Below are 17,817 nucleotides of genomic sequence, written 5' to 3'. Positions count from 1 at the left end.
CAACCCAACCAAATCTCAAACCTTGGAACCTGCAAAATCATTTCAATTTTGTTTTGACATCAGTTTTGAAAAAAACCTGAACACTTATCTTCCAACAGCATATATTGTTGAAAATAATAGCGAAATCAAATATTTAAACAAAAAAGCAAGCACAGAAGTACTTGAAAGTTTTGGAATCGCATTTGAAAGCTTAGATTCTAACACAAAAAAAATACTGACTGCCTGCGAGTCTTTAAAATTGGAATTCATTTTCAAAAAATTCAGCTCAAAAGTAAAATCGGCAAAAACCATTACTGATTTACAAAAAGATTCTAAAATTGATTTTGCCATTCGTCAGTATTTAAATTTTAATCTAAGTTCATTTTATAATCTAATTGTAAAAGAACAATTTCCGCTGTCTATTGACATTGGTCCTGAGAAGGATTTTTATCGTTCCAGAGTTGATGTAAATCCGCTGTATTTTGAACCGCTGATTCAGTTTGACAAACATTCTGAAGGAATCACTTATACTCTTTCTTTAAAGGAAAATGAAACTGTTTTTCTACCGATGAACAGTAAGATTGATATTCTTTTGAATGAACCAGGCTGGCTGATTATCAATAAAAAATTAGGACAGCTGAAAGATCTTAACACTAAAAAACTACAGCCTTTTTTAACTAAAAAATCAATAGAAATACCTTCTAAATTAGTCGATAATTTTTTCAAGAATTTCATTCCTGAAATAGCTAAAAAAATCGACATCGAAGCAACTGGTTTTGAGGTTGAAAATCGTGACAAGATTCTTTCCTGCACGATTCAGCCCGTTTATGATTTCTTCAAAAACTGTTATTACCTCAACCTTTATTTTGACTATAACGGTTATACATTTGACGCAGGTAAAACAAAAAAAACACATTCATTTGTAGATTTCAACGCTGCAGGCGAACCTAAAGTTATTCAGTTTAAACGAAGTTCTGACGAAACTTTATATACAGAAAAACTGCTTGAACTTGGTTTAACAAAAATCAAAAATGAATTATTTGGATTAAATGCTGCAATAGAAACTCCAGATCCTTATCTCAATATTCAATTCATTATTGATCATAAAGAGGAACTTGAAAGTTTGGGTTTTACAATTGAAAATCTAAAACTGGAAAGTAAAGAAATTATTACCGAAAATCATTCCGTTTTAACTTCAAAGGAAACTGCTGGAGACTGGTTTGACATCAAAATAATCATCACAATTGGTTCGTATACGATCAATTTTAGTGAAATCATTCCCAATATAAAAAATAAAGAAAGACTCTTTTTACTGCCTGACGGAAACTATTTTTTGATTCCGCTAGAATGGTTCAGTAAATACAGCTCGCTGGCCAAATTAGCTAAAACAGAAAATGGAAATCTGCTTTTGCGTAAAAGTAATTTTGCGGCATTAGACACCATTACAGAAATCAAAAACGAAGTTATTCACAAAGCTGAATATACCTCTTCTGAGTTACTAAAAGCAACTTTAAGACCTTATCAAATTGACGGCGTAAAATGGCTTTTAGGTCACCACAACTCTAATTTGGGCGCTTGTCTTGCCGACGACATGGGACTTGGAAAAACATTGCAAACGTTAGCCGTTTTAGTTGCAGTTCAGGAACAATTAGGTTTTACAACAAAAACCACAAATTTTGATTTGTTTGCCAATGAAACTACGATAGAAAGAGAACCACTTAAAGCTTTAATTGTTTTGCCTTCTTCATTGGTTTTTAACTGGTATAATGAATCAGGGAAATTTACTCCGCATTTTTCAAAAATGCAATATGTGGGTAATGACAGAAAACAATTAGCCAGCAGATTAGCCTCAACTGATTTAATTTTTACGAGCTACAGCATTATTCATCGCGATATTGCAATTTTAGAAAAGTATGATTTTCGTTATTTAATTTTGGACGAAAGTCAGTACATAAAAAACAAAGATTCTAAGATTTTTAAAGCTATAAATAAAATTGAAACGGCTCATAAAATCGCCTTGAGCGGTACTCCAATTGAAAACTCGCTGGACGATTTATGGTCACAGATGCAATTTATAAATCCAGATATTTTGGGCAGTTATAATTTCTTTGCAGCTAATTTTAAAATTCCGATTGAAAAAAAACAAGATGAAAATATTTTGTCTGAGCTAAAAAACCTCGTTCAGCCTTATATCCTAAGAAGAACTAAAGAACAGGTTCTAAAAGATTTACCTGAATTATCGGAGCAGATTTATTACTGCAATATGGATCCTGAACAGGAAAAATTATACGAAAAAGAAAAATCAAAAGCGCGTAATTTTTTACTTAAAACTGATGGTTCAAGTCCTGACAAAATCAGCATTATCAATACGTTGATGAAGCTGCGACAATTAAGTAATCACCCGAAAATGGTAGATAAGGATTCAGAAATCGATTCTGGAAAATATATCGCTGTCACAAATTATTTAGAAACTTTAGTAAAAGGAAAACAAAAAGCGATCATTTTTAGTTCATTCGTTACGAATCTAAGTTTCTACACTGATTGGTGTAAGGAGAGCAAAATAGAGTATTGTGAAATTACAGGCGAAACTCCTGCTCATAAAAGAGAGCAGCAGGTAAAACTGTTCCAGGAAAAAGAAAATCCTTTGTTGTTTTTTATTTCACTTAAAGCCGGCGGCGTTGGATTAAATATCACCAAAGCTTCGTATGTTTTATTTTTAGATCCGTGGTGGAATCCTTTTGCTGAAAAACAAGGAGTTGGTCGTGCGCACCGAATTGGACAGCTTAACAAAGTCAATGTTATACGATTTATTTCGAAAAATACGGTTGAGGAAAAAATAATCAAGCTGCAGGAAAACAAAAAACTGCTGTCTGATTCGCTTTTAGAAGAAAGTTATATCAATGACGAAATCGAAGCTAATTTAGAGTACATTTTAAATTCTTAATACGTTAAACCAATAAAACAGTCTATTTTTCGTTACATAAAATTGTTATATTTACAATCTTACAACGTAATAAGATGCCAAAATTTTTATATACAAGCTTATTTTTTATTCTAATTTTCACTTTGGCGAAAGCCCAAAATGTTCAAAAAGAAATTGATCCGCCTTACAATATCAAAACTGTTTCGTTTGTACAAAATGGCAGTAATGTTGTTCCTATTTTTGAATTAGGATCAACATTTGAATTTCAATTTGATGATTTATTTGGAAGCGAAGCCAATTATTACTTCGAAATTACGCATTGCGATTACAATTGGATTCCGTCAGACATTCCAAAAACAGACTTTTTACTTGGTTTTGATGGTCAGCGAATAACTGATTATTCTAATTCTTTTAATACACTTCAAATATATTCGCATTATAGACTTCGGTTTCCAAATCAATTTACTACGCAATTGCGAATTTCTGGAAACTACATTTTAAAAATTTTAAATGAAGATAAAGAAGTTGTACTTGCGAGAAAATTTATTTTGTTTGAAAATCATTGTACCGTTGCTGCTCAAGTAAAAAGAAGCAGAAACCTAAGCAATATTGATTTCAAACAGAATCTTGATTTTGCAATAGTTTCAAATGATATTACTTTTCAAACGCCGACACAAAATGTAAAAGTTCTTTTATTGCAAAACGGAAATTTCAATACTGCAATAAAAAATATCCCTCCACAATATACAATTGGAAATCAGCTTGTTTACAAATACGATGCTGAAACTCAGTTTTGGGGCGGGAATGAATTTTTATATTTTGAAAACAAAGACATTCGAGCTGCCAATAATAATGTTGGAAAAGTAGGAACCAGCAACGATGTTTATAATTCTTATTTGTACACAAATCGTGCTCGAGGCAATCAGATCTATACTTTATATCAAGATGTTAACGGAAATTTTGTGGTTAAAAACATAAACGGATCAAATAATGATATTGAGGCTGATTATGCGTGGGTTTACTTTTCGCTTTCGGCTCCTGCTTTCAGACTTAATAAAGATATTTATATAACTGGAATGTTTAATAATTACAGTTTATCGCCAGAATACAAAATGGATTATAATACGGAAAAAGGCATCTATGAAAAGGCTGTAATGATAAAACAAGGTTTTACTAATTTTCAATATACGGTAGCTGATAAAAAAGGAAATATCGATAATGAAAATGCTATTGACGGCAATTTTTATCAAACAGAAAACGAATACACAATTTTGGTTTATTATAAAGAAAGCATAGATCGTTATCAAAGAGTTATAGGAAAAGGAAATGCAAACTCAATAAATATCGTAAATTAAAACATTGTTAAGGTTTTAGGACAAAAGATTTTTTTTTGTAGATTTGCATATATAATATACACATATTTACTACGTTAGTATGGTTTCTCAAATTACAAGAGGCATAAAAATATCTGTTTTGACTAGTTTTGAAGGAACTTACTTCAAAAACTACAAAATTCACTTTGCTTTTAGTTACGTAGTTACAATCGAAAATCACAGTAAAGATTCTGTTCAGTTAACTTCTCGTCATTGGGAAATTTTCGACTCTCTAAATGATTTGGAAGTTGTAGACGGTGAAGGTGTAATTGGTAAAAAACCAGTTTTAAAACCAGGAGAAAATCACACTTATAGTTCAGGTTGTTTATTATCGTCACCATATGGCGCTATGAAAGGTCATTTTAACATGATCAATTTTACTACAACAAAAACATTCAAGGTTATTGTACCTACTTTTAGAATGTGTGCTCCTTTTGCTTTAAACTAAATCATAGTTTAAAAGCTATCTTCTTTTTATCGTTATCTAAATCATAAATTTATCAAATTATTAATTTATCCTTTGTACTTTTGTGCGACGTTAGATTATTCGTAACAATCAAATCATCTAACCTGCAAATTGTCTAATTATCTAATTTTAAATAACATGCTAAAAGGATTCTTTCATGTACCAAAAGCGGTAAACGAACCGGTAAAAGGCTACGCACCTAACTCTCCAGAAAAAGCAGCTGTTCAAGCGGCTTACACTACAATGTGGAACTCTCAAATTGATGTTCCTTTATATATTGGAAGTGAAGAAATCAAAACTGGAAACACTAGAAACATTACAGCTCCTCATGATCACAAACATATCGTTGGAAAATATCATTTAGCTGAAAAACAACATATCGAAAGCGCCATTGCAAATGCTCTTGAATCAAGAAAAGCATGGGCAAATATGGCATGGGAACAACGTGCTGCTATTTTCTTAAAAGCTGCTGAATTAATCGCTGGACCATACAGAGCGCGTATTAATGCTGCAACCATGATTGGTCAATCTAAAAATATTCACCAAGCAGAAATTGATGCTTCTTGTGAATTAATTGACTTTTTACGTTACAACGTAGAGTTCATGACTCAAATTTATAACGATCAGCCAAAATCAGATTCTTCTGTTTGGAACCGTTTAGAATACAGACCTCTTGAAGGATTTGTTTACGCAATTACTCCTTTTAACTTTACTGCTATTGCTGCAAACCTTCCTGCAAGTGCTGCAATGATGGGTAACGTTGTGGTTTGGAAACCAAGCGACAGCCAAGTATTCTCTACAAAAATTATCCTTGAAGTTTTCAAAGAAGCTGGAGTTCCTGATGGAGTTATCAATGTAGTTTTTGGAGATGCTTTAATGATTACTGATACTGTTTTAGCGAGCCGCGATTTTGCAGGTGTTCACTTTACAGGTTCAACTCACGTATTTAAAGATATTTGGGCAAAAATTGGAGCAAATATTCACAATTACAAAACATACCCTAGAATTGTTGGAGAAACTGGTGGTAAAGATTTTATCATTGCACACCCAAGCGCAAACGTAAAACAAGTAGTTACAGGAATTACTCGTGGTGCATTTGAATTTCAAGGGCAAAAATGTTCTGCTGCTTCAAGAGCTTATATCCCACAAAGTTTATGGCCGGCTGTAAAAGAGCAATTAATTGCTGATGTAAAATCAATGAAAATGGGTTCTCCTGAAGATTTCGGAAACTTTATTACTGCAGTTATCCACGAAGGTTCTTTTGATAAATTAGCAAGTTATATCGACCAAGCTAAAAAAGATGCTGACGCTGAAATTATTGTTGGTGGAAATTACGATAAATCTGTTGGATACTTTGTTGAACCAACGGTTATTGTAACTACAAATCCAAAATATACTACAATGGAAACTGAGTTATTTGGACCAGTTATCACAATTTATGTTTATGAAGATGCTAAGTGGGAAGAAACTTTAGAATTAGTTGATACTACTTCTGAGTACGCTTTAACTGGAGCGGTTTTCAGCCAAGATCGTTATGCTATTGAAGTAGCTACAACGAAATTACAAAATGCAGCTGGTAACTTCTACATCAACGATAAACCAACTGGAGCGGTTGTAGGAATGCAGCCTTTTGGTGGAGCAAGAGCTTCTGGAACTAACGATAAAGCAGGTTCTGCATTGAACTTATTGCGTTGGGCTTCTCCTAGAACTATCAAAGAAACTTTTGTAACTCCTGAAGATTACAGATATCCTTTCTTAGGTTAATTTTTGTTTCATCCCGACAGCTATCGGGACAGATTTCAAATTTTGTGACCTGTTATATAAAAAAGCCGAATCTTTTCATTGAGATTCGGCTTCTTTATTTCTTTTAAATTTGTGTATACCTACAAAAATTGATCTTTTAATTGCCTAAATCAAAACTTGAAATAGTATGAAAGGCATCTGCTTCTTTATTTTTTTCTCCTGGAAAAGTATCGTAATTAACTACCAGTAATTTTCCTTTATAAATAATAGTTTCACACGGATTATCTAATTTCCCATCGGAACCATCGGCATCGTCATTTTCCCAAATTAAAGAAATTGTGTTCGTGTTTAAATTGAGTTGATGTACGCTGTTATTTTCATAATTGGCAATAAAAATGGAGTTTCTTTTTTCATCATAAAAAAAACCATCACAACATTTTAATTGATCCGAATCAAAAACAACTTTATTTGATTTTACTTTTCCATCTTTCTCAAATTCTATTTTATTGATAACGCCATCACCAAAATTTCCTGCATAAAGATTCCCTTTTTTATCAAAAGCAATTCCGTCAATTCCTATCGTTCTTTTTGTAACTTCAGGTTTTAATGTAAAAGTTGCAATGAGATAATTTTTCTTATTCGATGCATCCAAAATAATATTTTTAGCGTTTAATTGCTCTAGCGAAAAACTATAAATTCCGCTTTCTCTTCTATTTTCAAACAAAGCATCTGTTATATAAATTCGGTTTTTAGACCATCTCACTGCTTCTCCAAAATTAAATCCTTCTACCAAAACCTCAGCATTCAAAGGTTTCCCGTCTTTTACAATAACTCTAATCAATCTGGAAAAGTTCTCTTTTTCAGCAAAAAACTGATTATCCATTATGTATAAATTCCCATCAGGACCAAACTCCATTCCCATTGGATGCACCTTTTTTGTGATTGGGTGCAATGGTAATTTATCAAACCAAACTACTGGTTTATCATTTTTATCAAACGTTAGAATTTTACTTCCATATTTTTCAAATGTAATTGGATTTGTAATAGATAAAAACAAGTTGCCTTTTTTATCCAAAGCCATTCCATCAGGCGTTTGGCAGGTTTCTCCCAAATCGGCAAATAAAGTTGGTTTTATTACTTTCGAAGTCTTACTATATGTAATTTCTTGATTGCTTTCTTGTGAAAATAAATTCGAGGCATTGAATAAAATTAGAATCCCAATCGCAGTTTTAATTGCTTTTTTCATTTGTTTTAGTTTTACTTGTTTCTTGGTTAAAAAGGTTTTCATTTTAATGTATTACTTAAAATTGTCGCTAACAGAATAATAAATTTGATCATTGTTTCTATTTTTTGACGAATATAAATGCAGTACCAATATCTTATTTTGCGCATAGCTGAAAAACCTCTTTTAGCATTCAAACAATCCTTTTTCGACAAACTGTTGGGTTCGTATGCGCAGATTGTCATTTTAAACGCGAAAACGTATTATTCAGATTTGTGAACAAGGCTTTTTTCTATATTTTGCTATCTTGCTCCCAATTAAAGATCTTATGAATTTTATTAGACAAATTGATTTTAAAAGAGTTGCTCTTCATTGTTTATACTGGATTTTCTTCTTGTTTTTTTATATTACAAATAAATCAAATGGCACCAGTACTTATGATTTTACGTTTGTATATACCTGGAAGATTCTAGCGCAGGCAATCGCTGGTTATGGATTAATATATTGGATTATTCCGCAGACACTTAACAAAAAGAAATACCTGCTTTTTATAGTTTCTGCTTTAAGCTGGCTCTATATTGTTTTTGCGTTTTTGATGATCCTTAAATATTATTATTTGGAACCAAAATTTCCAGGATTTTTTGATGATTGGCTTGGACATAAAATGAACATTCCTCAAAGATTAACTTCTGTAAAATTGATTGTACGAGAGTTTTCTTTTATCACCTATCCAATTATTATTTTAGGTTTTATCAGCTTCAACAGAAAACAACAGCGTCTTTTAAAACTCGAAGAAGAAAAGAAATCAATGGAATTAAAGGTTCTGAAAAATCAATTAAATCCTCATTTCCTTTTTAATACCTTAAACAACTTATACACTTTAACACTAAAAAAAGACGATAAAGCCCCCGAAGTAATTGCTAAACTATCTGAAATTCTAGACTTTGTTTTGTATCGATGTAATGAAGATTATGTTTCTATTGAAAAAGAAATCGCTTTAATTGAGAATTATATTGCTTTGGAAAAACTCCGCTACAGCGAAAACAGATTAGATATTTCATTTACCAAAGACATTCAGGAAAGCAATAAAATTTCTCCTTTAATTGTATTAACTTTTATCGAAAATGCTTTTAAACATGGTGTAGTTAATGAAACAGAAAAAGCTGCAATTCGGTTAAAATTAGAAAGTAAAAAACAGCAGATTATTTTTAGCATTGAGAATACAAAACCCAAGAATGATTTTGCAGCAATTTCAGACAAATCAAAAATAGGTTTAATAAATGTTCGTAAACAACTTGATTTGCTATATCCCAAAAAACATAAAATGGAAATTAACGAAACACAAACGCATTATACAGTAAAACTTTACCTTACTCTTTAATTTAGCTTGTTGTATAGAACACAAATGAAGAAGTTATATAAAAGTGACTTGAACTAAATTCAAAAAAAATGAAACATAAATGTATTATAGTTGACGATGAACCTTTGGCAAGAGAATTAATCGCTTCGCATTTGACAAATTTTGAAAATTTTGAATTAATTGATTCTTTCGAAAATGCACTGAAAGCTTATGCTTTTTTGGAAAACAATGTTGTTGATCTTATTTTTTTGGATATAGAGATGCCTTTACTAAAAGGAAATGATTTTTTGAAAAAATTGAAAACCCCTCCAAAAGTAATTTTCACTACAGCTTACAGGGAATACGCGCTGGAAGGATATGAACTCAATGTAATTGATTACCTTTTAAAACCTATTACTTTTGATCGTTTTTTTGTTTCAATTGAAAAATTCAGGCAATTACAAGCTCCAAAAAAAGAAAATAATTCAACGTCCGAAAACTACATTTTTGTAACCAGCGGAAATAAAAATATCAAAATTATTCTGGATGAAATATTGTTTATTGAAAGCTTGAAAGATTACATTACTATTCATCTCGAAAATAGAAAATCATATCACATCAAACAAAACATCTCTGTTTTCGAAAAGTTACTAAATTCTGATTTTGTTCGTGTTCATCGTTCTTACATTATTCAAACAAAAAAATTGACTTCTTATTCTAAAAATGAAATCGAAATACATTCTATTGAAATCCCTATTGGGAATAGCTACAAAGAAAACTGGTTAAATCATTTAAATACAATCATCTAAAAAAAGCCGAATCATTTTCAAGATTCGGCTTTTTCTTTTATTACTTCAGATTTACAGAAAAATAACTTCTCCCGAATGCAAATCATAATAAGCTCCTATGATTTTGATTTCGCCTTTATCTGCCATTTCTTTTAAAATTGGACTTTTTGCTTTGATATTTTCGATTGTTTCAATCACATTTGTTTTTGCAACATAATCGACAAATTCATCATTTTTAGACGTTTTGTCTCCTTTAAAATCTTGAGATTTTGCTACTGCTGGTTTTATTTTAGCAAGCATTGCTGTAATGTTTCCTAATTCTACATTGTCAATCGCTGATTTTATTGCTCCGCAAGATTCATGTCCTAAAACCAAAATAAGCTTTGCACCCGAAACTTTACAGCCAAATTCCATGCTGCCTAATAAATCTTCATTCACAAAATTACCAGCAACTCTTCCAACGAAAAGATCTCCAATTCCTTTATCAAAAACATCTTCTACCGGAATTCTGCTGTCGAGACAAGAAAGAATAACTGCTTTTGGATATTGCCCTTCGACTGCATCGCGAACCAATGCCGAATGATCTCTTAAGGTTAAATCATTATTCATATAGCGTTTGTTTCCTTCTTTCAAACTCTGAATAACCAAATCGGGCGTAAGAGCTTTTTGTTGTTCTGCGGTTAGAACTTTTTCTTTTAACGGAACTAATTTTGAAGCTGTTTCGATCATTACATTTTCATGTAATTCTTCAGGTTCTTTTGTTTCTTTTGTTTGTTTCTTTTCGCAAGAAACTACAAAAAACATCATTAAACCAATCGTGCATAGTATTTTATTCATCTTAAATATTTTAAAATTAGATAATTAAAAAAGGCCAAATAATAAATTGAAAAAGTAAAATTTCTTACAAGTTTTACCAAACTAAATTTATAAAAAATAGCCTTACTTTAATTAACATTTTTATTCAATTTTGTTGTAATACTTTTCTTATAACATTGATTCCTAATACCATACAGTTGTTAAAAAACTTATTTTGTTGTTTTAAAAACTTCTTATACCATTTCGCAAAAAAACATCCTTTTAAATTTGCTTAAAATAATTTAAGCATCAATTATAATTTAACACTTTGGTCAAATGAGGAATTTAAACAATGTCCCTAAAGTAATTTTAGAATCAAAAAGTATAGGTCATTCAATTGATTTTGCTTGGACTAGCAAGAAAATAGATAAATTTTTAGATCCTCTCGAACAAAATCAAGAGCTGGAAAATGCGTTAACTCATATTAATCACAAAGGCTCAATTGGTCTAACTGCTGCATTATTAGAATGGATTTACTGGCGCTTTACAGGATTTACACAAACAACAAATGACACTCAAAAACGAATTGAAGCTCTTTGGTGTTCTATTAATGACCGAGAACAAACAGAACCTTTATTATTTGATACAAACTTTGAAATCACAGCAACTGGCTCAGTTGATGGAGCATTATGGATTGCTTTGATGAACGTAAGAATGATTGACGTTAGATATAGAAAAGGATCCTATTTTTTACAAAACGAACTTTTAGGCTTAACATTATTAGCACGTCACATTACTCCAAAAAAGAAAACTTTTGATAAATGGCTTAACAATACTATTGCAAACTTAGCCACATTGTATCCTTGCACCTATAGTTATAATGATTTAGACGAATCTGATGAAGGGGTTTACAATTCATCTAATGAAACTGTAATATGCCGCGAATTTTTCTTTGATCCCGAATTTAAATACAGTCCTGAAGCATCAGAAGATGCAATTCATAGTTTTATTGATAATTTAGATCTTAAAGCAAATCCGTTTTTGAATTTTGCTAAAAAAGCCTCTAAATCAGCATAATATAATTTAAAAAAAATAACCCGAAAGAAAATTCATTCGGGTTATTTTTTATGTTTAATCTAAGCTTTAAATTTTAAAGGCAGGTGAACCACTTTTTTAGTTTCAAAAAATTCATCCTCGAATATTTCTGCTAAGTCATACAGAGTAGTATTTGGAAAATCTTTTAATTCTTCGGCTAGATCTCCTCCTTTTAAATATAAAATTCCGTTTTTCAAAGTATGTTTATGCTGCTTTTTAATTTTGTCTTTTATCCAAGAAACAAAATCTGGCATATTGGTTACGGCGCGGCTAACAATAAAATCAAAATCACCTTTTACTAATTCTGCTCGCTTTTGTTCCGCTTTTACGTTCTTTAATTCTAATGCATCAACAACACCTTGAACTACTTTAATTTTCTTTGCGATTACATCAATTAAATAAAAACGTGTTTCAGGAAAAAGAATCGCCAACGGAATTCCCGGAAAACCACCTCCAGTTCCAACATCAAGAACTGTTGCTCCTGGCTCAAATTTCATTATTTTAGCAATTCCTAATGAATGCAAAATGTGTTTTGTATATAAGGCATCAATATCTTTTCTAGAAATCACATTGATTTTTTCATTCCAATCGTGGTATAAAAAGTCTAATTTTTGAAATTGTTCGATTTGAAGATCGGTCAAATCAGGAAAATATTTCAATATCTCATCCATTGCTCTAAATTTTTAACAAAAGTACTACTTTACGATTGAAATATTTAACTCAATTTTGCAAATTGAAAATTTATAATAATTACCTTTGAAAACTATTTAAATTAATTATGAATAACACTGCTCCAACTTTTGCAAGGCAAGACAATCTGAAGTTTTTCAGAACACTTAACTCTCGGGTAAACAATTACTTTAAAGAGAACAACATTCAGAAGACCGGAAACTGGAAGCTGCACCTAAAAGCTGTTATTCTGTTCGCGGTTTTTCTTACTCCGTATTTTTTAATTCTTACACTTAATATGCCATTTTGGGTAATGTTGCTTTTATCGATCGTAATTGGTATTGGTATGGCTGGTGTTGGAATGAATGTAATGCACGATGGAAATCATGGTTCATATTCGAACATAAACTGGATCAACAAATTTATGGGAGGTACTATTTATGTACTGGCAGGAAATGTTTACAACTGGCAGGTACAACATAATGTGCTTCATCATACTTATACCAATATTCCTGGACATGACGAAGATTTAGATGCTGGAAGAATTATCCGTTTTACGCAAGATGCAAAATGGCATAGCTTTCACCGTTTTCAACATTATTATTCTGTTTTCTTATATGGATTATTGACTTTCAATTGGGCAATTACTACCGATTTTAAGCAAATGAGAAACTACCTTAAAAGAAAATTATCTTATGGTGAACCAAAAAGCCCAAAAATTCTTTGGACAACTTTAATCATCACAAAAGTCATTTACGTTTCAATCTGGATTGTTTTACCAATTGTAATCGGAATTACATGGTGGAAAGTTCTTCTTGGCTTTTTCGTAATGCATTACACAGCAGGATTAATCTTAAGTGTTGTTTTTCAATTGGCTCACGTTGTAGAACACACAACAAATCCAACGCCAAATGAATTGGGAGAAATGGACAATACTTGGGCAATTCACCAATTGTTTACTACAACAAATTTTGCTCCAAAAAATGCAATTGTTAACTGGTACACAGGAGGATTAAATCATCAAATCGAACATCATATTTTTCCAAATATAAGTCACATTCATTATGGTAAAATTGCAAAAATCGTAAAAGAAACCGCAAAGGAATGCAACTTACCTTATTACGAATACAAAACAATGCGAAGCGCTATTATAGCACACTTTAAGCATTTACGCGATTTAGGAATGAAACCTGAATTATCTGTTTAAGCTAAAAAAATCTATTAATAATAACCTTCCTTAATTAAACCTTGAAAATTAAGGACATTCAAAATTTTTATAATGAACCATATTCTTTCAGACAGAATCAACAACCTTGCGACTTCACAAACATTAGCAATGGCAGCATTAGCTCGCGAATTAAAAGCACAAGGAAAAGACATTATCAGTTTAAGTTTAGGTGAGCCTGACTTTAATACACCTGACTTTATTAAAGAAGCTGTTAAAAAAGCAGTAGACGAAAATTATAGCACATACTCTCCAGTAGAAGGTTACCTTGAATTAAGAGAAGCAATCTGCAGAAAATTTAAAAGAGATAACGGATTAGAGTACAAACCAACTCAAATTGTAGTTTCTACAGGAGCAAAACAATCTTTATACAACATTGCACAAGTAATGTTAAACGACGGTGACGAGGTTATTTTACCTGCACCATATTGGGTTTCATATTTCGAAATCGTTAAACTTTCAGGCGGAGTTCCTGTTGAAGTTCCAACTTCTGTAGATACAGATTTCAAAATTACACCTGAACAACTAGAAGCTGCTATCACACCAAAAACAAAAATGATGTGGTTCTCTTCTCCTTGTAATCCTTCAGGATCTGTTTACAGCAGAGAAGAACTAACAGCACTTGCTAAAGTTTTAGAAAAACACCCAAATATTTACGTAGTTGCAGATGAAATCTATGAGCACATTAATTTCTCTGGAACTTTCTGCAGTATCGGTTCAATCCCAGGAATGTTAGAAAGAACAATCACTGTAAACGGAGTTGCAAAAGCTTTCGCAATGACAGGATACAGAATTGGTTATATCGGAGCTCCGGAATTCATCGCAAAAGCATGTACAAAAATTCAAGGACAAGTAACATCTGGAGCAAATTCTGTAGCACAACGCGCTACAATTACAGCAGTAGACGCAGATCCAAGTGTATTAAACCACATGGTTCAGGCTTTCCACACACGTAGAGATTTAGTTGTTGGATTATTAAAAGAAATTCCAGGAGTAAAAATCAACGTTCCAGAAGGAGCTTTTTACGTTTTCCCAGACGTTTCTTCTTTCTTCGGAAAAACATTAAAAGGAACTGAAATTAAAGGCGCAAACGATGTTTCAATGTATCTTTTAGCAGAAGCTAACGTTGCAACTGTAACAGGAGATGCTTTCGGAAATCCAAACTGTATTCGTTTCTCTTACGCAACAAGCGACGATATTTTAAAAGAGGCATTACGCAGAATCAAAGAAGCTTTGACTGCATAACAACATAAATAAGTTTTATTAAAAACGGCTTAAGGTTCAAAAGTTTCATCACTTTTATACTTTAAGCTGTTTTTTTTATTTATTCTTTTGGGCGTGTCCCGCCGAAAAAGGCGGGTAGGGCTTTCGGCTATATCTTTTATTCCGCTCCACTCCATAAAAGGATACCGCCTCAATCCCTCACGCAAACGGTAAAACAAGAAAATTCATTTTCAAAAAGAAACTTAAGTTCCAATTCTAAAACTTTATTAAAGTCCCTACAACTCTTCAAAATGAAATAATACTCCCGAAGAAACTAAATCCTCTTTTATGTTCTATTAAAAATTGAAATACCATATTTTTATATCAAAATACAATAAGACAAAATAGTATCCTATGAAAAAAGTAATTCTAGATTTAGCTGTAACCTTAGATGGTTTTATTGAAGGTCCAAATGGAGAAATCGATTGGTGCATTATGGACGACGAGATGGACTTTGATGATTTTTTATCAGGTATAGATACTATTTTTTATGGGCGGGTAAGTTATAATTCTTGGGGTAATTACGAGCCAGAAGCAAATGCAAGTAAAGCCGAACAAATGCTTTGGAAAGGAGTACATTCAAAAAAGAAATATGTTTTTTCAAGTCAAAGCAACCAAAATAGTAATGCAACATTTATAAATTCTGATATTGCAACAAAGGTAAATGAGATTAAAGCACAATCTGGAGGTGATATTTGGCTGTATGGCGGAGCAAGTCTTATTAAAACTTTTATCCAATTAAACCTTATTGACACATACAGAATATCAGTTCATCCAATAGCTCTTGGAAGCGGTAAACCATTATTTGAAGATTTAAAAGAAAGACTCGAATTAACATTACTTAAAACCAATATTTTCAAATCAGGAGTGGTACAGCTTATTTATGAACCAACTAAATAAACAAAAACTTCATTTATCATCATTCCATATTAAGTTAACAATTTCAAAAAAATCCCTCTATCATTAGCAAACTCAAATATTTTATAAGACCTTTGCACACTTTTTTTCGGGAATACCACAAAAGTCTAAAGTTTTAGAAATGAAGAAGAAAATCGAAATATTAGCTCCTGCTAAAGATTTAATTGGAGGAATGGCAGCCATCAACAGTGGCGCCGATGCAGTATATATTGGAGCACCTCAATTTGGAGCACGTTCTAACGCCAACAATTCTATTGAAGATGTTGCGGCTTTAGTTCAATATGCGCATTTATTTAACGCTCAGGTTTTTGTCGTTATGAATACTATTTTGTACGATAACGAATTAGAAACTTGTCGTTCAATGATCTGGGAATTATACGATATTGGTGTTGATGCCTTGATCATTCAGGATATGGCGATTATGGAAATGGACTTGCCTCCTATCGTACTTCACGCCAGCACACAAGCCAATAATCGTGATGCTGATAAAATTAAATTCTTAAAAGATGCCGGAATCAAACGTGTCGTTTTAGCACGTGAATTGAACTTGCATCAAATTAAAACCATTTACGACGAAGCTGATGTCGAATTAGAGTTTTTCGTAACTGGAGCTTTATGTGTTTCTTTTAGTGGAAACTGTTATATGAGTGTCGCAAACGGAGAACGCAGCGCTAACCGTGGTTCTTGCGCACAAAACTGCCGTTTACCATATAACTTAATCGACGGAAACGGAGAAACTTTAATCAAAAACAGTCACTTGCTTTCGATAAAAGATTTAGATATTTCAGAGCAAATTCCAAATTTAATTGAAGCAGGAATCGTTTCTTTCAAAATTGAAGGGCGATTAAAAGATGTGGTTTACGTAAAAAACAACGTTTCTTATTTACGTCAAAAACTAGACAGTTATTTAGAAGGTGCAGGAAGTGAAAAATACACAAAAGCTTCTTCTGGAACTTGTACTTATACTTTTGATTCTTCTTTAAACAGAACTTTCAATCGCGGTTATACGGATTATTTTGTAAACGAAAGACACAGCTCGATTGGTTCTTGGGAAAGCCCAAAATCAAAAGGTCAATACATTGGTAAATTAATTAGAACCGTTGGAAACGCTTACGAAATCGAAAACGGCGAATTATTAAACAATGGCGACGGACTTTGCTTCATCAACGAAAATAATGAAGCAGACGGAATTTACGTAAACAAAGCCGAAAACGGTAAAATTTACCCGAACGTTCTAAAAGAAGTAAAAGACGGAACTTTCATCTACAGAAATAACGATGCTGCTTTCATCAAAATTGTAGAAAGAGAAGACAGTGCGGTTCGTAAATTAAGCACCACTTTATTACTTACAGAAACTGAAAACGGTTTTGAATTAATCGCAACCGATGAAGACGGAAACGTAAGCATCGTTAATTTAGAACACGCAAAAGAGCAAACCAAAACCGGCGAATCAATCGAAGAAAACATCAAAACACAATTGGCAAAAACAGGTTTCACGCCTTATACTGCCAATGAAATCAACATTATGTTTTCGCAAAACTGGTTCCTTCCTATTTCAAAAATCAACGAAATGCGAAGAACCGTTTACGATCAGTTAACCGAAATTCGTTTGAAAAATTACAAACGCGAAGAGCACCAAATGGTGAAAACGTCACATCCGTATCCTGAAACCAAACTGGATTTCATGTACAATGTTTCGAATAAAACCGCTCGTAAATTCTACGAACGTCATGGTGTAACTGAAATCGAAAAAGCATTCGAATTACAATGGGATCCAGGAAAATCTCGTGTAATGACAACCAAATATTGCATCAAATACGAATTAAAAAAATGTCCGATACACCAAAAAGACATAGTTGGTGTCAAGGTAAAAGAACCTTTGGTTTTAAAACAAGGTGAACTTGAATACAAACTAAAATTCAACTGCAAACCCTGCGAAATGGAAATTTGGGAAAAAGATGCCGAATTCGAAATTGAAGAAGATCATTTTCATTAACATACAAACCGATACTTTTAAAA

General features: G+C 32.2%; 14 protein-coding genes. 11 read left to right on the top strand and 3 right to left on the bottom strand.

The features are described 5' to 3' along the window. Positions 1-22: 22 nt before the first annotated feature. The 4 genes from NLG42_RS08530 (at position 23) to pruA (ending at position 6,505) form a co-directional block, all read left to right on the top strand. The gene (locus NLG42_RS08530; RefSeq protein ID WP_257683488.1) at positions 23-2,923 is read left to right on the top strand and encodes a DEAD/DEAH box helicase; all 2,901 of its coding nucleotides are present in this window, start codon (positions 23-25) and stop codon (positions 2,921-2,923) included. A gap of 74 nt (positions 2,924-2,997) precedes the next feature. After that, on the top strand, positions 2,998-4,257 hold the full coding sequence (locus NLG42_RS08525) for a type IX secretion system plug protein (protein ID WP_089058207.1): 1,260 nt from the start codon (positions 2,998-3,000) through the stop codon (positions 4,255-4,257). 79 nt (positions 4,258-4,336) lie between these two features. Continuing rightward, positions 4,337-4,723, top strand: coding sequence for a Co2+/Mg2+ efflux protein ApaG (gene apaG, locus NLG42_RS08520; RefSeq protein ID WP_008467225.1), 387 nt, complete (start codon positions 4,337-4,339; stop codon positions 4,721-4,723). A gap of 156 nt (positions 4,724-4,879) precedes the next feature. Beyond that, positions 4,880-6,505, top strand: a complete 1,626-nt coding sequence (gene pruA / locus NLG42_RS08515; protein WP_099720239.1) for an L-glutamate gamma-semialdehyde dehydrogenase — start codon at positions 4,880-4,882, stop codon at positions 6,503-6,505. Between the two features lie 136 nt (positions 6,506-6,641). Here the strand turns inward: pruA and NLG42_RS08510 are convergent, their stop codons facing one another. Then, positions 6,642-7,730 (bottom strand): NHL repeat-containing protein, encoded by a 1,089-nt coding sequence (locus tag NLG42_RS08510; protein ID WP_257683487.1) that lies wholly within the window; start codon positions 7,728-7,730, stop codon positions 6,642-6,644. Between the two features lie 304 nt (positions 7,731-8,034). On the opposite strand from NLG42_RS08510, the gene NLG42_RS08505 reads away from it, so the two are divergent. Continuing rightward, on the top strand, positions 8,035-9,087 hold the full coding sequence (locus NLG42_RS08505; RefSeq protein ID WP_257683486.1) for a sensor histidine kinase: 1,053 nt from the start codon (positions 8,035-8,037) through the stop codon (positions 9,085-9,087). A gap of 68 nt (positions 9,088-9,155) precedes the next feature. After that, entirely contained in the window at positions 9,156-9,854 is a 699-nt protein-coding gene (locus tag NLG42_RS08500; protein WP_257683485.1) for a LytR/AlgR family response regulator transcription factor, read from the top strand. A gap of 51 nt (positions 9,855-9,905) precedes the next feature. Here NLG42_RS08500 and NLG42_RS08495 read toward each other — a convergent pair whose 3' ends face one another. Then, the gene (locus NLG42_RS08495; protein ID WP_257683484.1) at positions 9,906-10,670 is read right to left on the bottom strand and encodes a carbonic anhydrase family protein; all 765 of its coding nucleotides are present in this window, start codon (positions 10,668-10,670) and stop codon (positions 9,906-9,908) included. 294 nt (positions 10,671-10,964) lie between these two features. Between NLG42_RS08495 and NLG42_RS08490 the strand changes: the two genes are divergently transcribed. Beyond that, positions 10,965-11,705 (top strand): hypothetical protein, encoded by a 741-nt coding sequence (locus NLG42_RS08490; protein ID WP_257683483.1) that lies wholly within the window; start codon positions 10,965-10,967, stop codon positions 11,703-11,705. 59 nt (positions 11,706-11,764) lie between these two features. Here the strand turns inward: NLG42_RS08490 and rsmG are convergent, their stop codons facing one another. Next, positions 11,765-12,394 carry a 16S rRNA (guanine(527)-N(7))-methyltransferase RsmG gene (gene rsmG, locus NLG42_RS08485; RefSeq protein WP_089058199.1) on the bottom strand — a complete coding sequence of 210 codons (630 nt, stop codon included), beginning with the start codon at positions 12,392-12,394 and terminating at the stop codon, positions 11,765-11,767. Positions 12,395-12,501: 107 nt separating this feature from the next. On the opposite strand from rsmG, the gene NLG42_RS08480 reads away from it, so the two are divergent. The 4 genes from NLG42_RS08480 (at position 12,502) to NLG42_RS08465 (ending at position 17,794) form a co-directional block, all read left to right on the top strand. Continuing rightward, on the top strand, positions 12,502-13,599 hold the full coding sequence (locus NLG42_RS08480; protein WP_089058198.1) for a fatty acid desaturase family protein: 1,098 nt from the start codon (positions 12,502-12,504) through the stop codon (positions 13,597-13,599). Positions 13,600-13,671: 72 nt separating this feature from the next. Next, positions 13,672-14,862 (top strand): pyridoxal phosphate-dependent aminotransferase, encoded by a 1,191-nt coding sequence (locus NLG42_RS08475; protein WP_257683482.1) that lies wholly within the window; start codon positions 13,672-13,674, stop codon positions 14,860-14,862. A gap of 372 nt (positions 14,863-15,234) precedes the next feature. Then, entirely contained in the window at positions 15,235-15,780 is a 546-nt protein-coding gene (locus NLG42_RS08470; protein ID WP_257683481.1) for a dihydrofolate reductase family protein, read from the top strand. A 139-nt stretch (positions 15,781-15,919) separates the two neighbouring features. Then, complete coding sequence (locus NLG42_RS08465) at positions 15,920-17,794, top strand: peptidase U32 family protein (RefSeq protein WP_089058195.1); 1,875 nt, start codon at positions 15,920-15,922, stop codon at positions 17,792-17,794. The last annotated feature ends 23 nt before the right edge of the window (positions 17,795-17,817 follow it).

The organism is Flavobacterium plurextorum (assembly GCF_024638035.1).
Taxonomy (GTDB): Bacteria; Bacteroidota; Bacteroidia; order Flavobacteriales; family Flavobacteriaceae; genus Flavobacterium; species Flavobacterium plurextorum.
This window is presented reverse-complemented; position numbering and strand designations above follow the sequence as displayed.

Bases quoted from the DNA above. Each gene is read 5' to 3' on its own strand.
- NLG42_RS08525 (WP_089058207.1), top strand. From the start codon at position 2,998: ATGCCAAAATTTTTATATACAAGCTTATTTTTTATTCTAATTTTCACT.
- apaG (WP_008467225.1), top strand. From the start codon at position 4,337: ATGGTTTCTCAAATTACAAGAGGCATAAAAATATCTGTTTTGACTAGT.
- pruA (WP_099720239.1), top strand. From the start codon at position 4,880: ATGCTAAAAGGATTCTTTCATGTACCAAAAGCGGTAAACGAACCGGTA.
- NLG42_RS08510 (WP_257683487.1), bottom strand. From the start codon at position 7,730: ATGAAAAAAGCAATTAAAACTGCGATTGGGATTCTAATTTTATTCAAT.
- NLG42_RS08505 (WP_257683486.1), top strand. From the start codon at position 8,035: ATGAATTTTATTAGACAAATTGATTTTAAAAGAGTTGCTCTTCATTGT.
- NLG42_RS08500 (WP_257683485.1), top strand. From the start codon at position 9,156: ATGAAACATAAATGTATTATAGTTGACGATGAACCTTTGGCAAGAGAA.
- NLG42_RS08495 (WP_257683484.1), bottom strand. From the start codon at position 10,670: ATGAATAAAATACTATGCACGATTGGTTTAATGATGTTTTTTGTAGTT.
- NLG42_RS08490 (WP_257683483.1), top strand. From the start codon at position 10,965: ATGAGGAATTTAAACAATGTCCCTAAAGTAATTTTAGAATCAAAAAGT.
- rsmG (WP_089058199.1), bottom strand. From the start codon at position 12,394: ATGGATGAGATATTGAAATATTTTCCTGATTTGACCGATCTTCAAATC.
- NLG42_RS08480 (WP_089058198.1), top strand. From the start codon at position 12,502: ATGAATAACACTGCTCCAACTTTTGCAAGGCAAGACAATCTGAAGTTT.
- NLG42_RS08475 (WP_257683482.1), top strand. From the start codon at position 13,672: ATGAACCATATTCTTTCAGACAGAATCAACAACCTTGCGACTTCACAA.
- NLG42_RS08470 (WP_257683481.1), top strand. From the start codon at position 15,235: ATGAAAAAAGTAATTCTAGATTTAGCTGTAACCTTAGATGGTTTTATT.
- NLG42_RS08465 (WP_089058195.1), top strand. From the start codon at position 15,920: ATGAAGAAGAAAATCGAAATATTAGCTCCTGCTAAAGATTTAATTGGA.